Origin of the sequence: Calorimonas adulescens (assembly GCF_008274215.1) — a bacterium.
GTDB classification, from domain to species: domain Bacteria; phylum Bacillota; class Thermoanaerobacteria; order Thermoanaerobacterales; family UBA4877; genus Calorimonas; species Calorimonas adulescens.
Map to the genome: position 1 here is coordinate 39,717 of NZ_VTPS01000013.1, position 16,110 is coordinate 55,826.

A 16,110-nucleotide genomic window follows, 5' to 3' on the forward strand; every position below is an offset into this window, starting at 1 on the left:
ATTCTTGCAGGAGGTGAGTAAATGAATACAAAAAGAATAATTGTAGCATGCGGTACAGGCATAGCTACATCAACCGTTGTTGCCACCAAGATTGAGGAGGCAGCAAAGGCAAACGGTATCAGTGTCGATATAAGACAGTGCAAGGTAACTGAACTGGACAGCATGGCCGGTGATGCAGACCTTATAGTCACCACAACAATTACACAAAAGAAGTACCCGGTACCTGTTATAAATGGCCTGGCCTTCATAACCGGCATAGGTGCAGATAAGGTACTTGACGAGATAATACAAAAATTAAAAGGTTAAGGGGGATAGAACATGAGTGTAATCAATTTTATTCTAAGCCTCGGGGCAAGCGTTATGCTCCCAATAATAATCTTTATATTAGGGCTTGTATTTGGTCAAAAACCAGGAAAGGCATTTAGATCTGCCCTGACTATAGGTATTGGTTTCATCGGCATCAACCTTGTTATAGGACTTTTAACAGGTAACTTAGGCCCTGCAGCTCAGGAAATGGTCCAGCGTATGGGCATAAAGCTTGATGTCATTGACGTTGGTTGGCCCGCTGCTTCTGCAATAGCCTTTGCTTCTCGTATAGGTGCCCTTATAATTCCTATAGGTCTACTTGTAAACATTATTATGCTTGTCACTAAAACCACCAAAACTGTGGACGTAGACTTTTGGAACTACTGGCATTTCGCTTTCACAGGCGCCTTAATTGTAGCTGCCACCGGCAACATGACCCTGGGTATAATCGGAGCCATTATAAATGTTATCATTGTCTTAAAAATAGCAGACTGGACAGCTCCACTTATCCAGGACTTCTATCAGCTTCCGGGTATTTCACTGCCTCATGGTTTTTCAGCGGCCTATGTACCCATCGCCATCCCATTAAATAAATTGATAGATCATATACCAGGCCTAAACAAGCTGGATGCCAGCACAGAAAATATAGAAAAGCGCTTTGGTATATTCGGCGAACCCATGGTCATAGGGCTCATTCTTGGTATCATAATAGGTTTTGCCGCAGGCTACAGCATTCAGCAGGTGTTGCAGCTTGGTATGTCTATGGCAGGAGTTATGTTCCTGATGCCAAGAATGGTAAAAATCCTGATGGAGGGCCTCATACCTCTTTCAGAGTCTGCAAGGGAATTCATGCAGAAAAGATTTGCTGGCAGAGAATTCTACATTGGATTGGACTCTGCAGTATCTATAGGTCACCCTGCAGCCATATCCACTGCCCTAATCCTTGTACCTGTTACAATACTCCTGGCCTTAATAATACCGGGCAACAGGGTATTGCCTTTTGGCGACTTAGCTACTATACCATTCATGGTAGCAATGATCGCACCGGTAACCAAGGGAAATGTTGTAAGATCAGTTTTAATCGGCAGTGTGGTCATTGGTGTAGGCCTTTTAATAGCAACCAATGTCGCCCCTCTTCACACAACTGCAGCTATAGATGCGGCCTTTAAGTTCCCAGCAGGTGCGACCACGATTTCCAGCATTTGTGACGGTGCCAATCCGCTTACGTGGATAATCCTTCAGGTTATGAAGATATTTGGTTAAATAAATGAATAAAGGGCGGTACAAACCGCCCTTTATTCATTTATGAAATACATTTTAATTGACCTCCCGACTTTGATTATTTGAACAAATTTCACCTTTATATCTCATTAGCTTCATACCATTTAGTGCCACTATTATCACACTCATCTCATAGAAGAACATCCCCAGAATCATTAATACCTCTCCCATGATTACTTCAACAAGCAGAGCCATGACATTCGTGTCAAGTATTTGTCAAAATTGATATTGTCTTTTATTAAGCCTCTATCGTATCTATTAAAGATTTTAAAAACTTTACCTAAAAATATCCATAATTATCTAAATAATGTTATAAACGACTTAAATAAAGTTCTAACATCGTATTGGTATTGCTTTATAGGTTCAACTTGTTTATCTATCCCAAAAAGTTTATATACTGCAATTCTTGCAGATCTGACTGAATATTCTTCTGTAAATACTACATCTTCAGGTATCTCGCAGAACTGACCAATAAATGCTAAGTTTGTCGAACCTTCCGGTACAACTTGAGGCCTATCCCCTATCGACCTCGGCATAAATTGTGCTGTAATAAATGGCATCATACAGGGAATACAATTTGCAGATTTTATTATATCATCCATATCCTTCTCAAACTTGAGATGATGTAAAAGTTCAATTAATATCTCTTCTCCTGTACATTCAGACATCTTCTTTTTGACATAGTCACCTATATTATCACAATGTAACCCATAACCCCAAAATACTTTAATATTATCAGGTTGGTTTCTAAAATGTGGTTGATGTGCTAAAACAATTGACATCAACCAGCTTGAATCTTTAAATGTTACAAGTGCTCCTGTACCTGCCTTATTGCGCGAGAATTTTTCCATTAAATCAAAGAATTTTGAATCATGGCATGTTACCGTAAATGACTCCCATTTCGATCCATCTATATGATCGTCAAATGAAGAGGGATTCCCTAAACCAGGTCTCTTTTTGGATATTTTATCCCATAGATTCCAAGATGCGCCCTTGCTGTTTAAAGTGGGGGCTTTTGTCATTGAACCTAGACTATACCCTTCTGTCATTGAACCATTTGTAACAATTACAATGTCACTTTCATTTAACTCAATTATTTTTTCAACGCCTTCCTCCTTGTAGTGTATCTTAGTTACGGTAATTTCCTTAGAATCTTTAAAATCTAGATCTGTTATAGTACATTTCATCTTGAAATCAACATTGTAATTATCTAAATATCTTTTTATGGGAAGTATTATTGAATCGTATTGATTATAAGGGGTTCTTGTTACACCCTCCAGAGTATGAATTCTCGGAAATTCATGCATAAATCTTATCATATATCTTCTCAACTCTGCTAAGCTATGCCAAGGTTGAAATGCAAAAGTTGTAGCCCACATATACCAGAAGTTTGTTTCGAAAAAATGAGGTCCAAACCAATCATTAATTTTTAACTTATCTAACTTTTCTTCTGATGTTGCAATAAGTTTTGCCAAAGCAATTCTGTCATCATTGTCAAATCCCATTGACATTACATCGACGACTTCACCGTTCTTATTTACAAGTCTTGCATTAGAGTGTGTGGGGTGTGCAGTATCAAATTCAATTATTTCTTCTCTTACCGATTTATCCGGATTGTCTATTGATGGTATCGACATTAATAGTTCCCAAGTGTTCTCGTAGGTCTCGTCATTTAACATTCTTCCGCCTCTGATAACATATCCTTTCTCAGGATCGCCAGCACCATCATTACTTCCACCTAACACATTCGCCTCTTCAAAAATATGAATGTTTTTTCCTGGAAAATTGCAATCTCTAACCAGATAACATGCCCCTGCAAGTGATGCTATTCCACCACCCACAAAATAAACCTGTCTGCTTCTATATTCTTCTCTCATTTTAATCAGCCTCCTTAAATATTTACATATTGTTTTTATAAAATAAGTATAGTCCCGTAACGTCATTATTAAAATAAACAAAAACCAGAGGCTGTAAAAATTTCTATCGTTTATTTTAATTTGTATATATTCTTCCAAATTTATTAAAGCATTAAAGACAAATTAAAATAATTATTAAATTACTGGCTATCATCTTCATTTTCATATTTTTGTAATGCTTTAATAAAATTGCCTTCAATAAGTTCACTTAAATCTTCAATAATAATTTTAGGGTCTTCCTTCATACCATTTTTCATCCATTGGATGATTAATCCAATAAACGCAAGCGTATAAAAATTAGCAATAAATTTCTTATGTTCTTCCTTTACCTTCATATTATTTGAAAGTTCATATACAACACCTAAAACAAGATCATATGTAACAGAATAAAGATAATTATCCAAATGCTCCCTTCCTAATGAATTTAAAGTATTCATGCAAAAAGATTTATTATCCTCAATATATTTAAAAACATGATAAAATCCTTCTGTCCAGTGCTTATAGCTTTTATATTGGGCAATTTTTTCAACGGCTTCTTTTTCGTAAATCCAACCAAGTAAATCGTAAATATCATGAAAGTGATAATAAAAGGTTTGTCTGTTAAGCCCACATTCATCCACAATGTTCTGAATTGAAATTTTATTTAACGGCTTACTTCTCATTAATTCTTTTAGTGCATCTCCAAGAACTTTTTTTGTTATTTGCGAGCTTGACACACAACTCACCCTTTCTTTAATCTATAAGTAGATTAACCCACTCATTACATGTATTATTTTCACGAGACAGGCATATATCCAACTGCACTACTACCCTTCCAAAATAACAATAGTCGCTTTCAAGCAAAAGGTCACTGAGTTAACCTTCAAAAACAGTGCTGGCTTTTATATTTTTTCCTCCTACTGCTTTTTTTGCCTGGCTCTTCTATTGAACTAAACCGCCCAATTAATAACTCCGTCAAACTTTCAGTGTCCAGGCTTCTATCACTAATTTTCAGTTTACCTCTCTATGCCTCCAGCGTGTTCCTTAAAGCGGTTGGTTAAATATACCCAGTTGCTTTAAATCTTTACTGCAAAGATTATGGAAATTTACAAACGGAAGACTAAAGTGACCAGGCCTATACCACTATATTTTCATTTTCTCCATTACGGAAATCAACAAATATAAAGCAATCAGCACCACCCGTCTAACGAGTGGTTTGTTCTGGGACTATAAGCCTCTGTTACCGGCCAGTGCCTAAAGGTGCTGGCTTTCACTTTGTTCAAGCCACTATACCTTTGCCTCTTTTGCCACCCCTAAAAGGACGAACGTATTACCGGCTACCCATTAAATGGGTCCTCATATTCTTTTACACCTAATTTATCCAACATGATGTCATATTTCTCCTGCTCTTGTATATACTTTCTGAGAGTTGCCTCATTAAGCCCTACCGTGCTTACCTAATATCCTTCTGCCCAAAAATGTCTGTTCCCAAATTTGTACTTCAAGTTTGCATGTTTGTCAAATATCATCAATGCACTCTTCCCTTTTAAGTATCCCATAAAGCTAGACACACTAATTTTGGGTGGTACGCTCACCAGCAGGTGTACATGATCCGGCATTAAATGTCCTTCTATAATTTTCACTCCTTTATATTGACATAATTCTTTTAATATATCCCTTATACTTTCTTTGTATTGATTATATATTATTTTTCGTCTATACTCAGGAGTGAACACAATGTGGTATTTGCACATCCATTTTGTGCCTGCCATTTCATCTCGTTTATTAGCCATTAAATCACCTTTCCTTTTGTTATATATAGTAGCTTGAACAACTCTATTATAACGGAAAGGTGATTTTTTGTATAACTTCTGTCGCACACCCGCATAGCGGGTGGTTTTTTGTTTCGCTTGCTATGCGAGCTCAACAGGCTAAAGCCCATAATAAAAAAGGTACAGCGATCGCTGTACCTTATTTTTATTTAACCATCATTTATAGGCTTATTGGCTGGAATTTTGCCCCTAATAACGTTAAATTAAAGAACTCCTTGGCATTTTCCTCTACGTATATAAGCTTAATAATAGCATCTTCTGCGTTCTCCCCCACAGTAACTACACCGTGACTCTTTAACAAGCAACAATCGTATCCTTGTAAAGCTTTTACTACATTATCTGCCAGTTCCTCTGTTCCCGGTTTTGCATAATCTGCTACAGGAATTGTTATTGCTCCATAGTGCACAGCCTCTCTACTGACCGGTGGGATCTCCATGCCGGCAATTGCAAATGTTGTGGCATAGAGGGAATGAGAATGGCAAATAGCATATACATCGTCCCTCTTCTGATAGATTTTAACATGCATCAAATATTCAACTGAAGGCTTGTATGGTGATGAAAGAATTTTCCCATTTTGATCTAATACCGAAATCATTTCTGGTAAAAGATTCCTTCTTGCAATTCCAGAAGGAGTAATGTAAATGTATCCGCTATATTTATCACGCACACTAAAATTGCCAGATTTATACTTGATCAACCCCTGCCTTTCTGCCTCTTGTGCCATTTCCACTACTTCTGCTCTGATATCCATTTTAAAATTTACCCCCTTTATATATTAAAAAATTATTAATAATCTTTAAATATCAAGGGTTTATGAACCTATTTGCGAAGTACATAAGATGTTTTTAACACATTGCTCAAAAATTACATCAAAATTATCTTGATTCATTAATCCAACATATGCCGTTGGTATAACTAATACTTGGGATTTTAACTTGGTGCTAATCGGGCTTGGGCTTATCACTATAGAAGAAGCCGAATCCCAGTTGTTTACATCAAAATAATTTATTTCCAAAATGTCTGCGCTAAAAATATTTAATTTTTCTAAACTATTATTTACTAAGTTTATTATTCTGGTATTATTGACATTGCACGAAGTCTGCAGCACAAGTACCCTAATCTTATCCAATGGTATAACCCCCGTCCACCGGTAACACAACGCCAGTTATAAAAGATGCTTTATCCGATGCCAAAAAAAGCACTGCTTCAGCTATTTCTTCTGGTAATGCATATCTTTTTAAAGGTATCTTATCCATACGCTCTTGTTCTTGCTGCAATAGACCTTGAACATCAAACCTACTTCTAACTCTTTCTGTCAGCGTAGGTCCCGGTGCCACCGCATTTACACGTATACCGTATTTTGCTAAATCCAATGCCAATATTTTGGTCATAGTATGGACACCAGATTTTGTTATCGTATATTGCATTTTATCGCTCTTAATTTGAAGCGCACTGGAAGATCCAATATTAACTACCGAACCTTTGATAGAATTCTCTCTCATATATTGGGTAAAAATTTTTGTACAATGAAACACGCTCAAAAGATTAGTCTTGATTGACATGTCCCACATTTCTTCTGTGATTTCTTCCCATTGAGTTTTATTTGTAAATCCGCCTGCATTATTAACCAAAATTTCAGGAGTGCCTATATCAGTTACAATATTGTGGCTGATATTCTCAATATCTTTATAATCACTTATATCGCAAAGATATCCGCAAACCCTCCCCTTTGTTTCGTCTTTTATTTTCTTAACTGCGGCATCCAACTTTTCAGCGTTTCTGGCTATTACAACGACGCTGGCATTCTCTTCTGCAAATTTTTTAGCTATTGCAAAACCTATACCACTACTTCCACCTGTCACAATCACATTTTTGCCATCAAACATATTCAACTCCAATCACCGCCGTATAAAAATATTTTTAATAAAATAAATTTACTTTTCCTCCAGCAGTTCATTCAATTGATTCATAATACTTACTGGTATCGGGATACCATCTTTTAGACGAATCTCTTTTGTCATGTGTTCTATCTCTCCTGGTAATAGGACAGCCCCTGTTTCTTCAGCAGTTGGGCAAGATTTTATCTTCACTGTAAGTTCCTTTATTGACTCATAAAATTTATCTATATCGAAAATCACAGATGGATTAAGGCTCATGAGCAAGAAACCTACATTTTGAGGTCTATCTATTTGATTATGCAATGACAAAACTTTATCCAAAAAGCCTGATCCTGATAACAAACCAGCTAAAATATCTACTATGAGCGATAAGCCATATCCTTTATGGCCCCCCAGTGGCAACAGGACCCCATTTAATGCCTCCTTCGGATCATCAGTGGGTCTTCCTTCTCTGTCTAAAGCCCACCCAACTGGAATTTTTTCTCCCTTTTCTAATGCTAAATAGATCTTAGATTTTGCAACCGCACTTGTGGCCATGTCCAGAATAATTGGTTTACTGTCCTTTACAGGGACAGCTACTGATATTGGGTTTGTTCCTATGAGTGGTTTTTTACCTCCCCATGGGGGCATACTCGGTGGTGCATTACATATTGCTATTCCAATCATCCCTTTTTCTGCTGCTAAGGCACTATAATAAAAGGCTGGTCCAAATGTATTGCTGTTTCTACAAAAAGACGCAAACAATCCCTTGCTTTTTGATTCCTCTATGGCTTTCTCCATCGCCTTTCTTGCAACCACAGCACCCAATGCATTATCTCCATTGAATACAGAAAAAGAAATACCTTCCTTTTCAATTTTCACATTTGGGATGGGGTTAGCCCCACCATTTCTCAGTCTCTTTAAGTAGGTAGGCAATATTGCAACACCATGAGTATCTACTCCTCTTAAGTTTGCTTCCACGATTGTGTCAGCAATTATTTCCGCATCGTCTTTTGGTACAGACTCTTTCATAAGTAATGTCACACATATTTTACGCAGTTCACTTTCTTTGATCAAAACAGTCTCCATATTTTATTTCACCACCATAACCATATTTAAGCTGATCACACTCAAGAGTGTGACCAGCTTATTAGATCCCATACTCTTATAAATTAGTTGATTTTGATTCAGTAACTTCCCCTGAGTAGTATTTTTTAAGTAAGTAAAAGCTAATAATCCCCAATATGACTATTACTGAGACAACTACTATATTTTTCTTCACAATCTCTACTCCAGCCCAAATTATCGGTGTTGTCTTCAACCAGGTAATTTGCGATACATTCTCGGGCATTTTTACCCCGACCTCTTTTGCAAGCATTGTGAACGAAGGCGCTACTGCACTTGCTCCCCATAAACTAATAGCCAGTACAAATACACCTATAATCAATGTCCTGACCAGGTCACCGCTGGTTATGGCAACTATTGGCGCCATTAAGCATCCAAAATTCCCCAGATCACCAAATGGCAAGGTAGTGTTACCTGGCAAAATTACAGATAAAACCACCAATACAGGAATCAATAATATTGCTGACGTAATAGTTGTGGGATGTCCTGCTAAAATCGGCCAATCAAGGCCAATATAGAATTCTCGGCCTGGGTATCTGCTTTTCATAAAGTCCGACGCTGCTTCTGAGATTGGCATAAGTGCTTCCATAAATATTCCTACAATTCGCGGTAACATTACCATTACAGTTGCGGTTACAACACCCAGTTTCAATATATTATCAAATGAATATCCAGCCAAAGCTCCAATCAAAAGCCCCATTATTAATCCAATTATCAAATTTTCGCCCAAAAAACCGAGTTTCTTTTGTATTGTAGCTGGATCTGCCTTTAGTTTATTTAAACCAGGTATCTTATCAAGAAGATATGCTGCTGGCGTCACCATTACCAACCATGTTGCACACGGATGTGGAACCGATATCCCTGGTACTCCGCTGACTTCCTGTACCTTCTTAGCAGTTAAATCGCCTAATTTCAATTCAATTATTATCATCGCCACTGCCAGAGCATATGACCAGAGTAGATTCCCCGTAATGCCATATATTATTGCACCTGCAAAAACTTTTTGCCAAACATTCCAAAGGTCTACATTTAATGTCTTTGTAAAGCCAACCCACAAAAGCAATAAATTAAGTAAAATCTGCAAAGGAAACATGCTTGCTGCGTACGGCCAGGCCCAACTTATTGTGGAAGCTGCTGGCCAACCTATATCCATTGCAGTTAACTTTAAACCAGTCCGATTAATCATTGCCTGTGCAGCTGGCGCTATCTGTCCAACCAATAGCTGGGAAATAAATAGATTTATGGCTGTAAAAGCGACACCTAATGTCAAACCTGCTCGTAACGCTTTCCCTGGTTTCAATCCAAAAATTAATCCCAGAAAGAACATTATAAGTGGAAGAAATACATTGGCACCTAAACCCACTATATACTGAACAATTCCAAGAAGATTCATTTCTTTCCCTCCTCTAAAATCTTAAAAATTTCATCCAGGACATTTTTCTCGCCCACTCCTGTGAGGAATGACACGCCATTCACAACGGGAACATTGTCCACTTTTAACCCCGGTGTTATACTTATAATTAAGTCAGCATGTAGTATCTCACCTTGTAACTCACGAAAGGCAATTGGTTTAACATCTACATCAATGCCCTTCTCTTCACAAGCTTTCTTCACTTTTTGAGCAACAATTGTTGAACTTGCAATACCAGATCCACACAGGGTAATTATCCTTTTCTTGGCCATATAAAAGCCCCCCTTAATTGACTATAGTTATTGAATCAATTACAAAGTCTATCTTTTAATATCGAAGCCACATATGAACTATCATTAGCTAACAATATCTCCTCTATTACTTTAGAATCACAGATGAACTGAGAAAATTTTGACAGAAATATTGCTTGCTCTTCCTTTTTGTTTAATGCCAAAAGAAAAATTATTCTAACATCTACTGTTTCCTTATCATCTCCCATTAGGCCAAATCTTACTGGTTCTGTTAATGTTGCAACTGCTATTGCCGAGCTATTGCAATGCTCAGCATCTGTGTGCGGTATAGCAATTTTTACTGGTTCTGTCGGCAAACCAGTCGGAAACCTTTTTTCTCTTTCTAATACACTCCTCAAAAAAGAGTCTTTCACCACCCCTTCCTGTAACAAAATATTTGCAAGTTTCATTATCACCTCTTCCTTATTTTTTGCCTCATAATTATTTAAAACAAATTTCTCATCAATTTTAACATCCATAATTTCAGCTCCCAGAATCAGATTGTGATATGCAAACTCATGTAATTACTCCATAAAGATTTTAATTTTTTCTACAAATTTTTTTGCTGTCTCAGTTATAGATTTAAAATCTCCAGATTTAGCTCCCGCTGTTAAAGAACCACCAACACCAACTGCTACGGCTCCAGCTTTAAACCACTCAGTGACATTATCCAGATTTACACCACCTGTGGGCATAAGCGGCGCATACGGAAGTGGACCTCTTACAGCCTTCAAAAACGTAGGCCCAAGAGACTCTCCCGGAAATATTTTTACAATGTCTGTCCCACATTCCATGGCTTCGATTATATCCTTTACTGTCATGGCTCCTGCCATAATAGGTATTTGATACCTATTGCACAGTTTTACTGTACCTATATTCAAAGAAGGTGTGACAATATACTGGGCTCCAGATAAGATAGCAATTCTTGCAGTTTCTGAATCCAGAACAGTCCCCGCTCCAACTAAAAGGGTATCTCTATCGTATTCCCCACTAAGAGTTTCTATTACTTTATCTGCGTGTGGTACTGTAAACGTTATTTCTATCGAATGTATCCCTCCTTCCAAACAGGCATCTGCTATCTTTCGAGCTTCTTCAGGATTTTCGGCTCGCACTATAGCCACTATACGATCTTTTAATATTCGATTTAAAACAGCTATTTTATTTATCATATATGTTGCCTCCATTCTAACTTTAGTAAATTACATGTTTGGATGAATAACCACCTTAAGAGCACTCGCTGTTTGAACAATTTCAAAACCCTTTAATGCATTCTCAATTGACAACTCTGTAGATATAATATCCGAAATATTAATCCTCCCCGAACCTAAGAAATCTATGGTCGCTTCATATTCATTGGGCCCAGACCCGTTGGCCCCAAATACCCCAATCTGCTTATAATGTATGAGGTTTGTGTCCAGTTGTATTATGGAATTATTATGTGGTAAGCCGGCAAAAAAGCTCACCCTGCCATTTTTCCTAACCATTTGAAGTGCTTGCAATTGTGCGATGCCTGATCCGCAGCTTACAATAACAACGTCAAATCCACGTCCGTTTGTTATTTTATCTGCTTCTTCAATAGGATCTTTAGTACCTGAATTAACAATAAAATCAATATCAAATCTCTCGGCCATTTTACATCTATCTTCTGACAGGTCAAAGAGTGCAATTTTACTTGCTCCTCTATATCTTGCCTGGAGTGAATGCATTAAACCTATCGGCCCACCGCCAATTATTGCTACTGAACTCCCTATAGATATATTTAACAGGTTTTGCCCATTGTAAATTGCAGTAAATGGTTCAATCAGACATGCATTCCTCAAACTTAAGCTGTCGGGGATTCGCTTGACATTACCCATTTCAATGGCAATGGCAGGTACTTTTACATATTCAGCAAATGCGCCATCAAAATCAAAGCCAATTATCTTTCTGTTATCACAGAGGTTCTGCATACCATGCTGGCAGTAATAACATTTTCCACATGGTATCCCTGGTACTACTATCACTCTGTCTCCTATGTTATAACCACTTATATCTTTACCCACTTCTGCAACTGTACCAGAAAACTCATGCCCCAGTATTCTTTCCCCTTTAATCCTTGTATGGCCGGATTTATACGTCCTTACATCAGTACCACAAATTGAACAGGAATCTACTTTAATCAGGATTTCATTTTCAGCGATTTCTGGTTTTGGTACGTCCATTACACTCATCTCATTAATCCCTTTAAAGACCAATGCCTTCATATCTTCACTCCTCTTTATGGTCCCTTTGACCATATTTAGTCAAATATTTTTTTCTGATATTCAAAATTTCATTATCGTCAAGCCTTAGAGGCGTTCCAATGCTGTTTGATATTACATATATCTTTGCAGCATTTTCGACGATTTCAGCCGTAGTATACGCATCATCCAAATTATTCCCCACAGCAACAACACCATGATTGGCTAAAAGTACCGCTGTCTTGTCTCCCATAGCATCCAATGCATTTCGGCCAAATTCTTCTGTACCGGACGACATATAGGGAGCAATCGGAACATCCCCACCAACTTTACTTGCAAGGGTAGCTATCACAACAGGTATTGATTTCCCCGCACATGCAAATGCAGTTGCAAATATTGAATGAGTATGAACAATCCCTCCTATCCACGGTCTTTCTCTATAAAATAGGAGATGCAGAGGTGTTTCTGTACTTGGCTTCCATTTACCCTCTACCATTTTCCCCTCATTATCTACAACACATATATCTTCTGGATGCAGTTCATTATAATCCATTCCACTGGGAGTTATAAAAATATATCCTGTCTCTGAGTCCCTTGCACTTACATTACCCCATGTCGCTGGTGCCATTCCAGACCTTGACATTTTAAGCGCAATATCTATAACTTTATTCCTAAGCTCCAAACCATTTTCCATCAGCATCACCTCCAAATACAGTTTAATTTATCGATTAAAGCTTTTTATGATAGCCTTTCGACATTTATATATAGCAAATTTCATGCCATATATTTGTATATCCTATTAACTGTACCTGTAGGTTATATGTTTAACAATATAAACACATATTTAAACACAAAGAACCCCATGTGGGATTCCATATGGAGTTCTTCATGTTTAAATATATACACTACAGCACTTCTTAAATATCTCTATTATATAACAAATCTCATCATCACTAAATTTTATGTCAAATTCTTCTTCCAAATATTTGATACTCTCTCTTATGGTCTGAAAAAGTAATTTCTCTTCATTTATCAAGCTACTTTTTGCTTCATACACAACAAAATTGTTTGTTATTATTCTTTCAATGGCACAACCAATATGAAGACCAAGTTTCAAAACAAATTCATCCTCTAAATCACATCCCAACTCTTGTTGTATATCTCTAACAAATATCTTATAAAACTGCACAAATTTACTTGGATTTACATATAATAAAAGTTCCTCAAGATCATTTTTAATTTCATCGTATACATTGCTATATGCTACATCATAGTTTCTGTTTATTTTTTTAAACACATTTCTTTTATCTTTAAAAAATTCATCAACATAAACAAATGGTACACCGGGTAGATTAGGATTAATTGAACCAATTATGAGTTTCACATCATAATTTTTAGTTATTTTTTCTATATCGTCATGATTGTTAATATCTAATGCAAATATATCATATTGGGTAAGTTCCGGGAAATTTTCATTTATATATTTTTTAATTTTACTTGCTGTCCCAACCCCCGTGCTACAAATGGTAATAATAGCCCCATTCTTTACCTTTTTCTCTGACTCAAAATCAGTAAAGGAATAATAAATTGTATCCAAATCCTCTTTAAGGAAATAAGCCTTTCTTGCCGCTTCTAAAACCAGCGGCATATTAACCTTTTCTATAGTTCTGGTCGGTATACCTGTCAACTTAGTTATCGAAGCCCCAAAATTTTTTAGTGAACCCATATCAGCCAGAATTAATATTCCCTTTCCCTGATTTATCTTCTTACATAGGTTTTTTACATCATTAAATGCCTCTAATACATCCATATTTAAACTAACGTCAAATCCATATATTTTGTTAATATTTAGCAACTTATTGGCGCACTCTGCCATACTTTTTGCCGTTGAATTTCCATGTGTTAAAATTAAAATAACTACAGTTTCATCACCCATATTCTTGATAGTATTTGAAGCTATAAATAAAGTAATAAAACTTATCTCTTCCTTGGGTATCCTGGCAGCAAAATTAACTTCCATTTCTTTTACTATCTTTTTTGCAATGCCATACTCTCTCGGATAATTCTTTTCCATTTGATTAAGTGAGATATTTTGAGCATATACACCCTTTTTCGTTCTTTCTAAAAGACTTTGTATATGCAACGACAATGCATATATAAAATTATCAGGAAATTTTTTGCCGAGTTCTAATTCTAACCTTGTTTTAAGATCGACTACATATTGAATTACATTATCACTTACTAGCTTCTTTAAGTCAGTAAACGTTTGCTCATGAACAGGTTTGTTTTCTTTTGAAAAATAATTATCAATTATCTTGTTTATATTCTTAACCATTTCATCATTATCATAACCAAGGTCCTGCAGTTCTTTTATCTTACTGATAATAAAATCATAAAAATCAAATTGTGCCTCATTTTTTATACCACAATAAGATGAAATTTTTATTATATCATCAAATCCCTCAAATTCAAATGAATCGTCACTATCAGGTATAAAGGTGTTATCTTTGATAAAATCCGGTAGTAAGGAAAAATCTATTTTCAATACTCTTTCCTCAGACGTATATGTTCTTAATAGGGCCTTCGCACATGCCATTTGTACTACAGACGTCATTTCGCCAATATTTCCACTATAATTATGCTTTGATAATAATTTGAATACATCCCCGTCAATATAAAGATCCCGATTCAATTTTTTAGCTTCCTCTTCAAACTTTTTCCTTAGAATTTCTATCTTCTCATTAAATGCTCTTTTATCCAAACTGGGTATCTTGATTACAACGGGAATACGCCTCATAAACGTCCTCAATAAAGCCGAATCAGGGTCTTCTGTAGTGGCAGCTATTATCATCAAATGTGCACTTCTCGTCTTAGAATCACCAAGCCTGTGATATTCGCCCCTATCTATCAGATAGAAAAACATTTCCTGGCCTTCAGGCGGAAGCCTGTGAACCTCATCTAAAAACAAAATGCCATTTTCGGCGCTTTCTACTATCCCTGCCTTATCCGAATCGGCACCGGTAAATGCTCCCTTTACGTATCCAAAGAGATAGGCCATTAGAAGCTGTGGGTTGTTATAATAATCAGCACAATTAAATGTAATAAACTTTTCATGTCTGCCCATAAGCTTTGAAAATTCAAACATAAGTTCGGCAAGCCGTGTCTTCCCTGTACCTGGTGGACCAATTATTAGGGTATGAAGACCTAAAGGCGGATATAGTACAGCAGCCTTGGCCTGCTCTATCTGAGTTTTCAGGCTACCATCATAACCCACGAGTTCCTCAAATGGATCTCTTTTTGGTGGATCATTTGTACTGTTAATGAGTCGCTTAAACTCCTCAATGTTAATGATATTTGAAGATAATGAAACGTTCAGAGATTCCTCAAATGTATGCTTATCGATATAGTATACGGGTTTGCTCTTTATCTTTATAAGTTTTTTGTCCCTTACCAGCTGATTCAATATTGCACTTACATTTGCCCTTGAGATATTGGTACTTTTAGAAATAAAAGAAGCTGTTAGGTTGGTTATCTTAAGATTTTTGTAATCGTCAATTGATATCCTTGATGTAGACTCCCTCACAAAATTCAATATTTTTTCTTTATTGCTCATAGGCATCCCCCCAAATATAACAAAACCTATGAATATTTTAACATATCCATAGGTTTTAGATAAGCGGTCATACGTCTGTTTGAGCTTATTAAAACTGTTTATTTTTTCAATAGCCACCATAAATTGCAGTGAAAGCATCAATTAGGCACATCTTTTATTATCTTATTCTACAGCTATGGACCTATAAATTAATTATATTGTTTAATTATATAATCATTATGGCCTTAGTTTTTTAATATAGTGACCCTGCAGATAATACGA

The 16,110-nt window shown here is 36.5% G+C and carries 15 protein-coding genes and 1 pseudogene; 2 read left to right on the plus strand and 14 right to left on the minus strand.

Going from position 1 to position 16,110, the window contains the following annotated elements; all coding sequences use genetic code 11:
• Window positions 1-21 precede the first annotated feature (21 nt).
• Both FWJ32_RS09100 and FWJ32_RS09105 read left to right on the plus strand, forming a co-directional pair.
• Complete coding sequence (locus FWJ32_RS09100) at window positions 22-306, plus strand: PTS sugar transporter subunit IIB (RefSeq protein ID WP_149545643.1); 285 nt, start codon at window positions 22-24, stop codon at window positions 304-306.
• A 12-nt stretch (window positions 307-318) separates the two neighbouring features.
• A complete protein-coding gene (locus FWJ32_RS09105) occupies window positions 319-1,569 on the plus strand; it encodes a PTS galactitol transporter subunit IIC (protein WP_149545644.1) in 1,251 nt (416 codons plus the stop codon).
• A gap of 314 nt (window positions 1,570-1,883) precedes the next feature.
• Here FWJ32_RS09105 and FWJ32_RS09110 read toward each other — a convergent pair whose 3' ends face one another.
• The 14 genes and pseudogenes from FWJ32_RS09110 to FWJ32_RS09175 all read right to left on the minus strand — a co-directional run bounded on the left by FWJ32_RS09110 (window position 1,884) and on the right by FWJ32_RS09175 (window position 15,849).
• Window positions 1,884-3,464, minus strand: coding sequence for an oleate hydratase (locus tag FWJ32_RS09110; RefSeq protein WP_149545645.1), 1,581 nt, complete (start codon window positions 3,462-3,464; stop codon window positions 1,884-1,886).
• Window positions 3,465-3,643: 179 nt separating this feature from the next.
• Entirely contained in the window at window positions 3,644-4,219 is a 576-nt protein-coding gene (dhaS, locus tag FWJ32_RS09115) for a dihydroxyacetone kinase transcriptional activator DhaS (RefSeq protein WP_149545646.1), read from the minus strand.
• A gap of 600 nt (window positions 4,220-4,819) precedes the next feature.
• Window positions 4,820-5,275 (minus strand): annotated as a pseudogene (tnpA, locus tag FWJ32_RS09120) (IS200/IS605 family transposase).
• A 199-nt stretch (window positions 5,276-5,474) separates the two neighbouring features.
• Window positions 5,475-6,065 (minus strand): class II aldolase/adducin family protein, encoded by a 591-nt coding sequence (locus tag FWJ32_RS09125; RefSeq protein WP_149545647.1) that lies wholly within the window; start codon window positions 6,063-6,065, stop codon window positions 5,475-5,477.
• Between the two features lie 60 nt (window positions 6,066-6,125).
• Window positions 6,126-6,443: a hypothetical protein gene (locus FWJ32_RS09130; protein WP_149545648.1), complete on the minus strand. Its 318-nt coding sequence runs from the start codon at window positions 6,441-6,443 to the stop codon at window positions 6,126-6,128.
• Window positions 6,436-7,200 (minus strand): SDR family NAD(P)-dependent oxidoreductase, encoded by a 765-nt coding sequence (locus FWJ32_RS09135; protein ID WP_149545649.1) that lies wholly within the window; start codon window positions 7,198-7,200, stop codon window positions 6,436-6,438. Before FWJ32_RS09135 ends, FWJ32_RS09130 begins: the two co-directional genes overlap by 8 nt.
• 48 nt (window positions 7,201-7,248) lie before the next feature.
• Entirely contained in the window at window positions 7,249-8,280 is a 1,032-nt protein-coding gene (locus FWJ32_RS09140) for an Ldh family oxidoreductase (RefSeq protein ID WP_149545650.1), read from the minus strand.
• A gap of 76 nt (window positions 8,281-8,356) precedes the next feature.
• Entirely contained in the window at window positions 8,357-9,709 is a 1,353-nt protein-coding gene (locus FWJ32_RS09145; RefSeq protein ID WP_149545651.1) for a PTS galactitol transporter subunit IIC, read from the minus strand.
• Complete coding sequence (locus tag FWJ32_RS09150) at window positions 9,706-9,999, minus strand: PTS sugar transporter subunit IIB (protein WP_149545652.1); 294 nt, start codon at window positions 9,997-9,999, stop codon at window positions 9,706-9,708. Before FWJ32_RS09150 ends, FWJ32_RS09145 begins: the two co-directional genes overlap by 4 nt.
• A gap of 35 nt (window positions 10,000-10,034) precedes the next feature.
• Window positions 10,035-10,496, minus strand: coding sequence for a PTS sugar transporter subunit IIA (locus FWJ32_RS09155; RefSeq protein WP_149545653.1), 462 nt, complete (start codon window positions 10,494-10,496; stop codon window positions 10,035-10,037).
• Window positions 10,497-10,541: 45 nt separating this feature from the next.
• Complete coding sequence (locus tag FWJ32_RS09160; RefSeq protein WP_149545654.1) at window positions 10,542-11,186, minus strand: bifunctional 2-keto-4-hydroxyglutarate aldolase/2-keto-3-deoxy-6-phosphogluconate aldolase; 645 nt, start codon at window positions 11,184-11,186, stop codon at window positions 10,542-10,544.
• A 30-nt stretch (window positions 11,187-11,216) separates the two neighbouring features.
• Window positions 11,217-12,260: a zinc-dependent dehydrogenase gene (locus FWJ32_RS09165; protein ID WP_162523582.1), complete on the minus strand. Its 1,044-nt coding sequence runs from the start codon at window positions 12,258-12,260 to the stop codon at window positions 11,217-11,219.
• A gap of 4 nt (window positions 12,261-12,264) precedes the next feature.
• The gene (locus FWJ32_RS09170) at window positions 12,265-12,930 is read right to left on the minus strand and encodes a class II aldolase/adducin family protein (RefSeq protein WP_162523583.1); all 666 of its coding nucleotides are present in this window, start codon (window positions 12,928-12,930) and stop codon (window positions 12,265-12,267) included.
• A gap of 198 nt (window positions 12,931-13,128) precedes the next feature.
• A complete protein-coding gene (locus FWJ32_RS09175) occupies window positions 13,129-15,849 on the minus strand; it encodes a sigma-54-dependent transcriptional regulator (protein ID WP_162523584.1) in 2,721 nt (906 codons plus the stop codon).
• Between the last annotated feature and the right edge of the window lie 261 nt (window positions 15,850-16,110).

Excerpts from the sequence above, each read along its gene's own strand:
- FWJ32_RS09100 (WP_149545643.1), top strand. The coding sequence starts at position 22 with ATGAATACAAAAAGAATAATTGTAGCATGCGGTACAGGCATAGCTACA.
- FWJ32_RS09105 (WP_149545644.1), top strand. The coding sequence starts at position 319 with ATGAGTGTAATCAATTTTATTCTAAGCCTCGGGGCAAGCGTTATGCTC.
- FWJ32_RS09110 (WP_149545645.1), bottom strand. The coding sequence starts at position 3,464 with ATGAGAGAAGAATATAGAAGCAGACAGGTTTATTTTGTGGGTGGTGGA.
- FWJ32_RS09125 (WP_149545647.1), bottom strand. The coding sequence starts at position 6,065 with ATGGATATCAGAGCAGAAGTAGTGGAAATGGCACAAGAGGCAGAAAGG.
- FWJ32_RS09135 (WP_149545649.1), bottom strand. The coding sequence starts at position 7,200 with ATGTTTGATGGCAAAAATGTGATTGTGACAGGTGGAAGTAGTGGTATA.
- FWJ32_RS09140 (WP_149545650.1), bottom strand. The coding sequence starts at position 8,280 with ATGGAGACTGTTTTGATCAAAGAAAGTGAACTGCGTAAAATATGTGTG.
- FWJ32_RS09145 (WP_149545651.1), bottom strand. The coding sequence starts at position 9,709 with ATGAATCTTCTTGGAATTGTTCAGTATATAGTGGGTTTAGGTGCCAAT.
- FWJ32_RS09150 (WP_149545652.1), bottom strand. The coding sequence starts at position 9,999 with ATGGCCAAGAAAAGGATAATTACCCTGTGTGGATCTGGTATTGCAAGT.
- FWJ32_RS09155 (WP_149545653.1), bottom strand. The coding sequence starts at position 10,496 with ATGGATGTTAAAATTGATGAGAAATTTGTTTTAAATAATTATGAGGCA.
- FWJ32_RS09160 (WP_149545654.1), bottom strand. The coding sequence starts at position 11,186 with ATGATAAATAAAATAGCTGTTTTAAATCGAATATTAAAAGATCGTATA.
- FWJ32_RS09165 (WP_162523582.1), bottom strand. The coding sequence starts at position 12,260 with ATGAAGGCATTGGTCTTTAAAGGGATTAATGAGATGAGTGTAATGGAC.
- FWJ32_RS09170 (WP_162523583.1), bottom strand. The coding sequence starts at position 12,930 with ATGGAAAATGGTTTGGAGCTTAGGAATAAAGTTATAGATATTGCGCTT.
- FWJ32_RS09175 (WP_162523584.1), bottom strand. The coding sequence starts at position 15,849 with ATGAGCAATAAAGAAAAAATATTGAATTTTGTGAGGGAGTCTACATCA.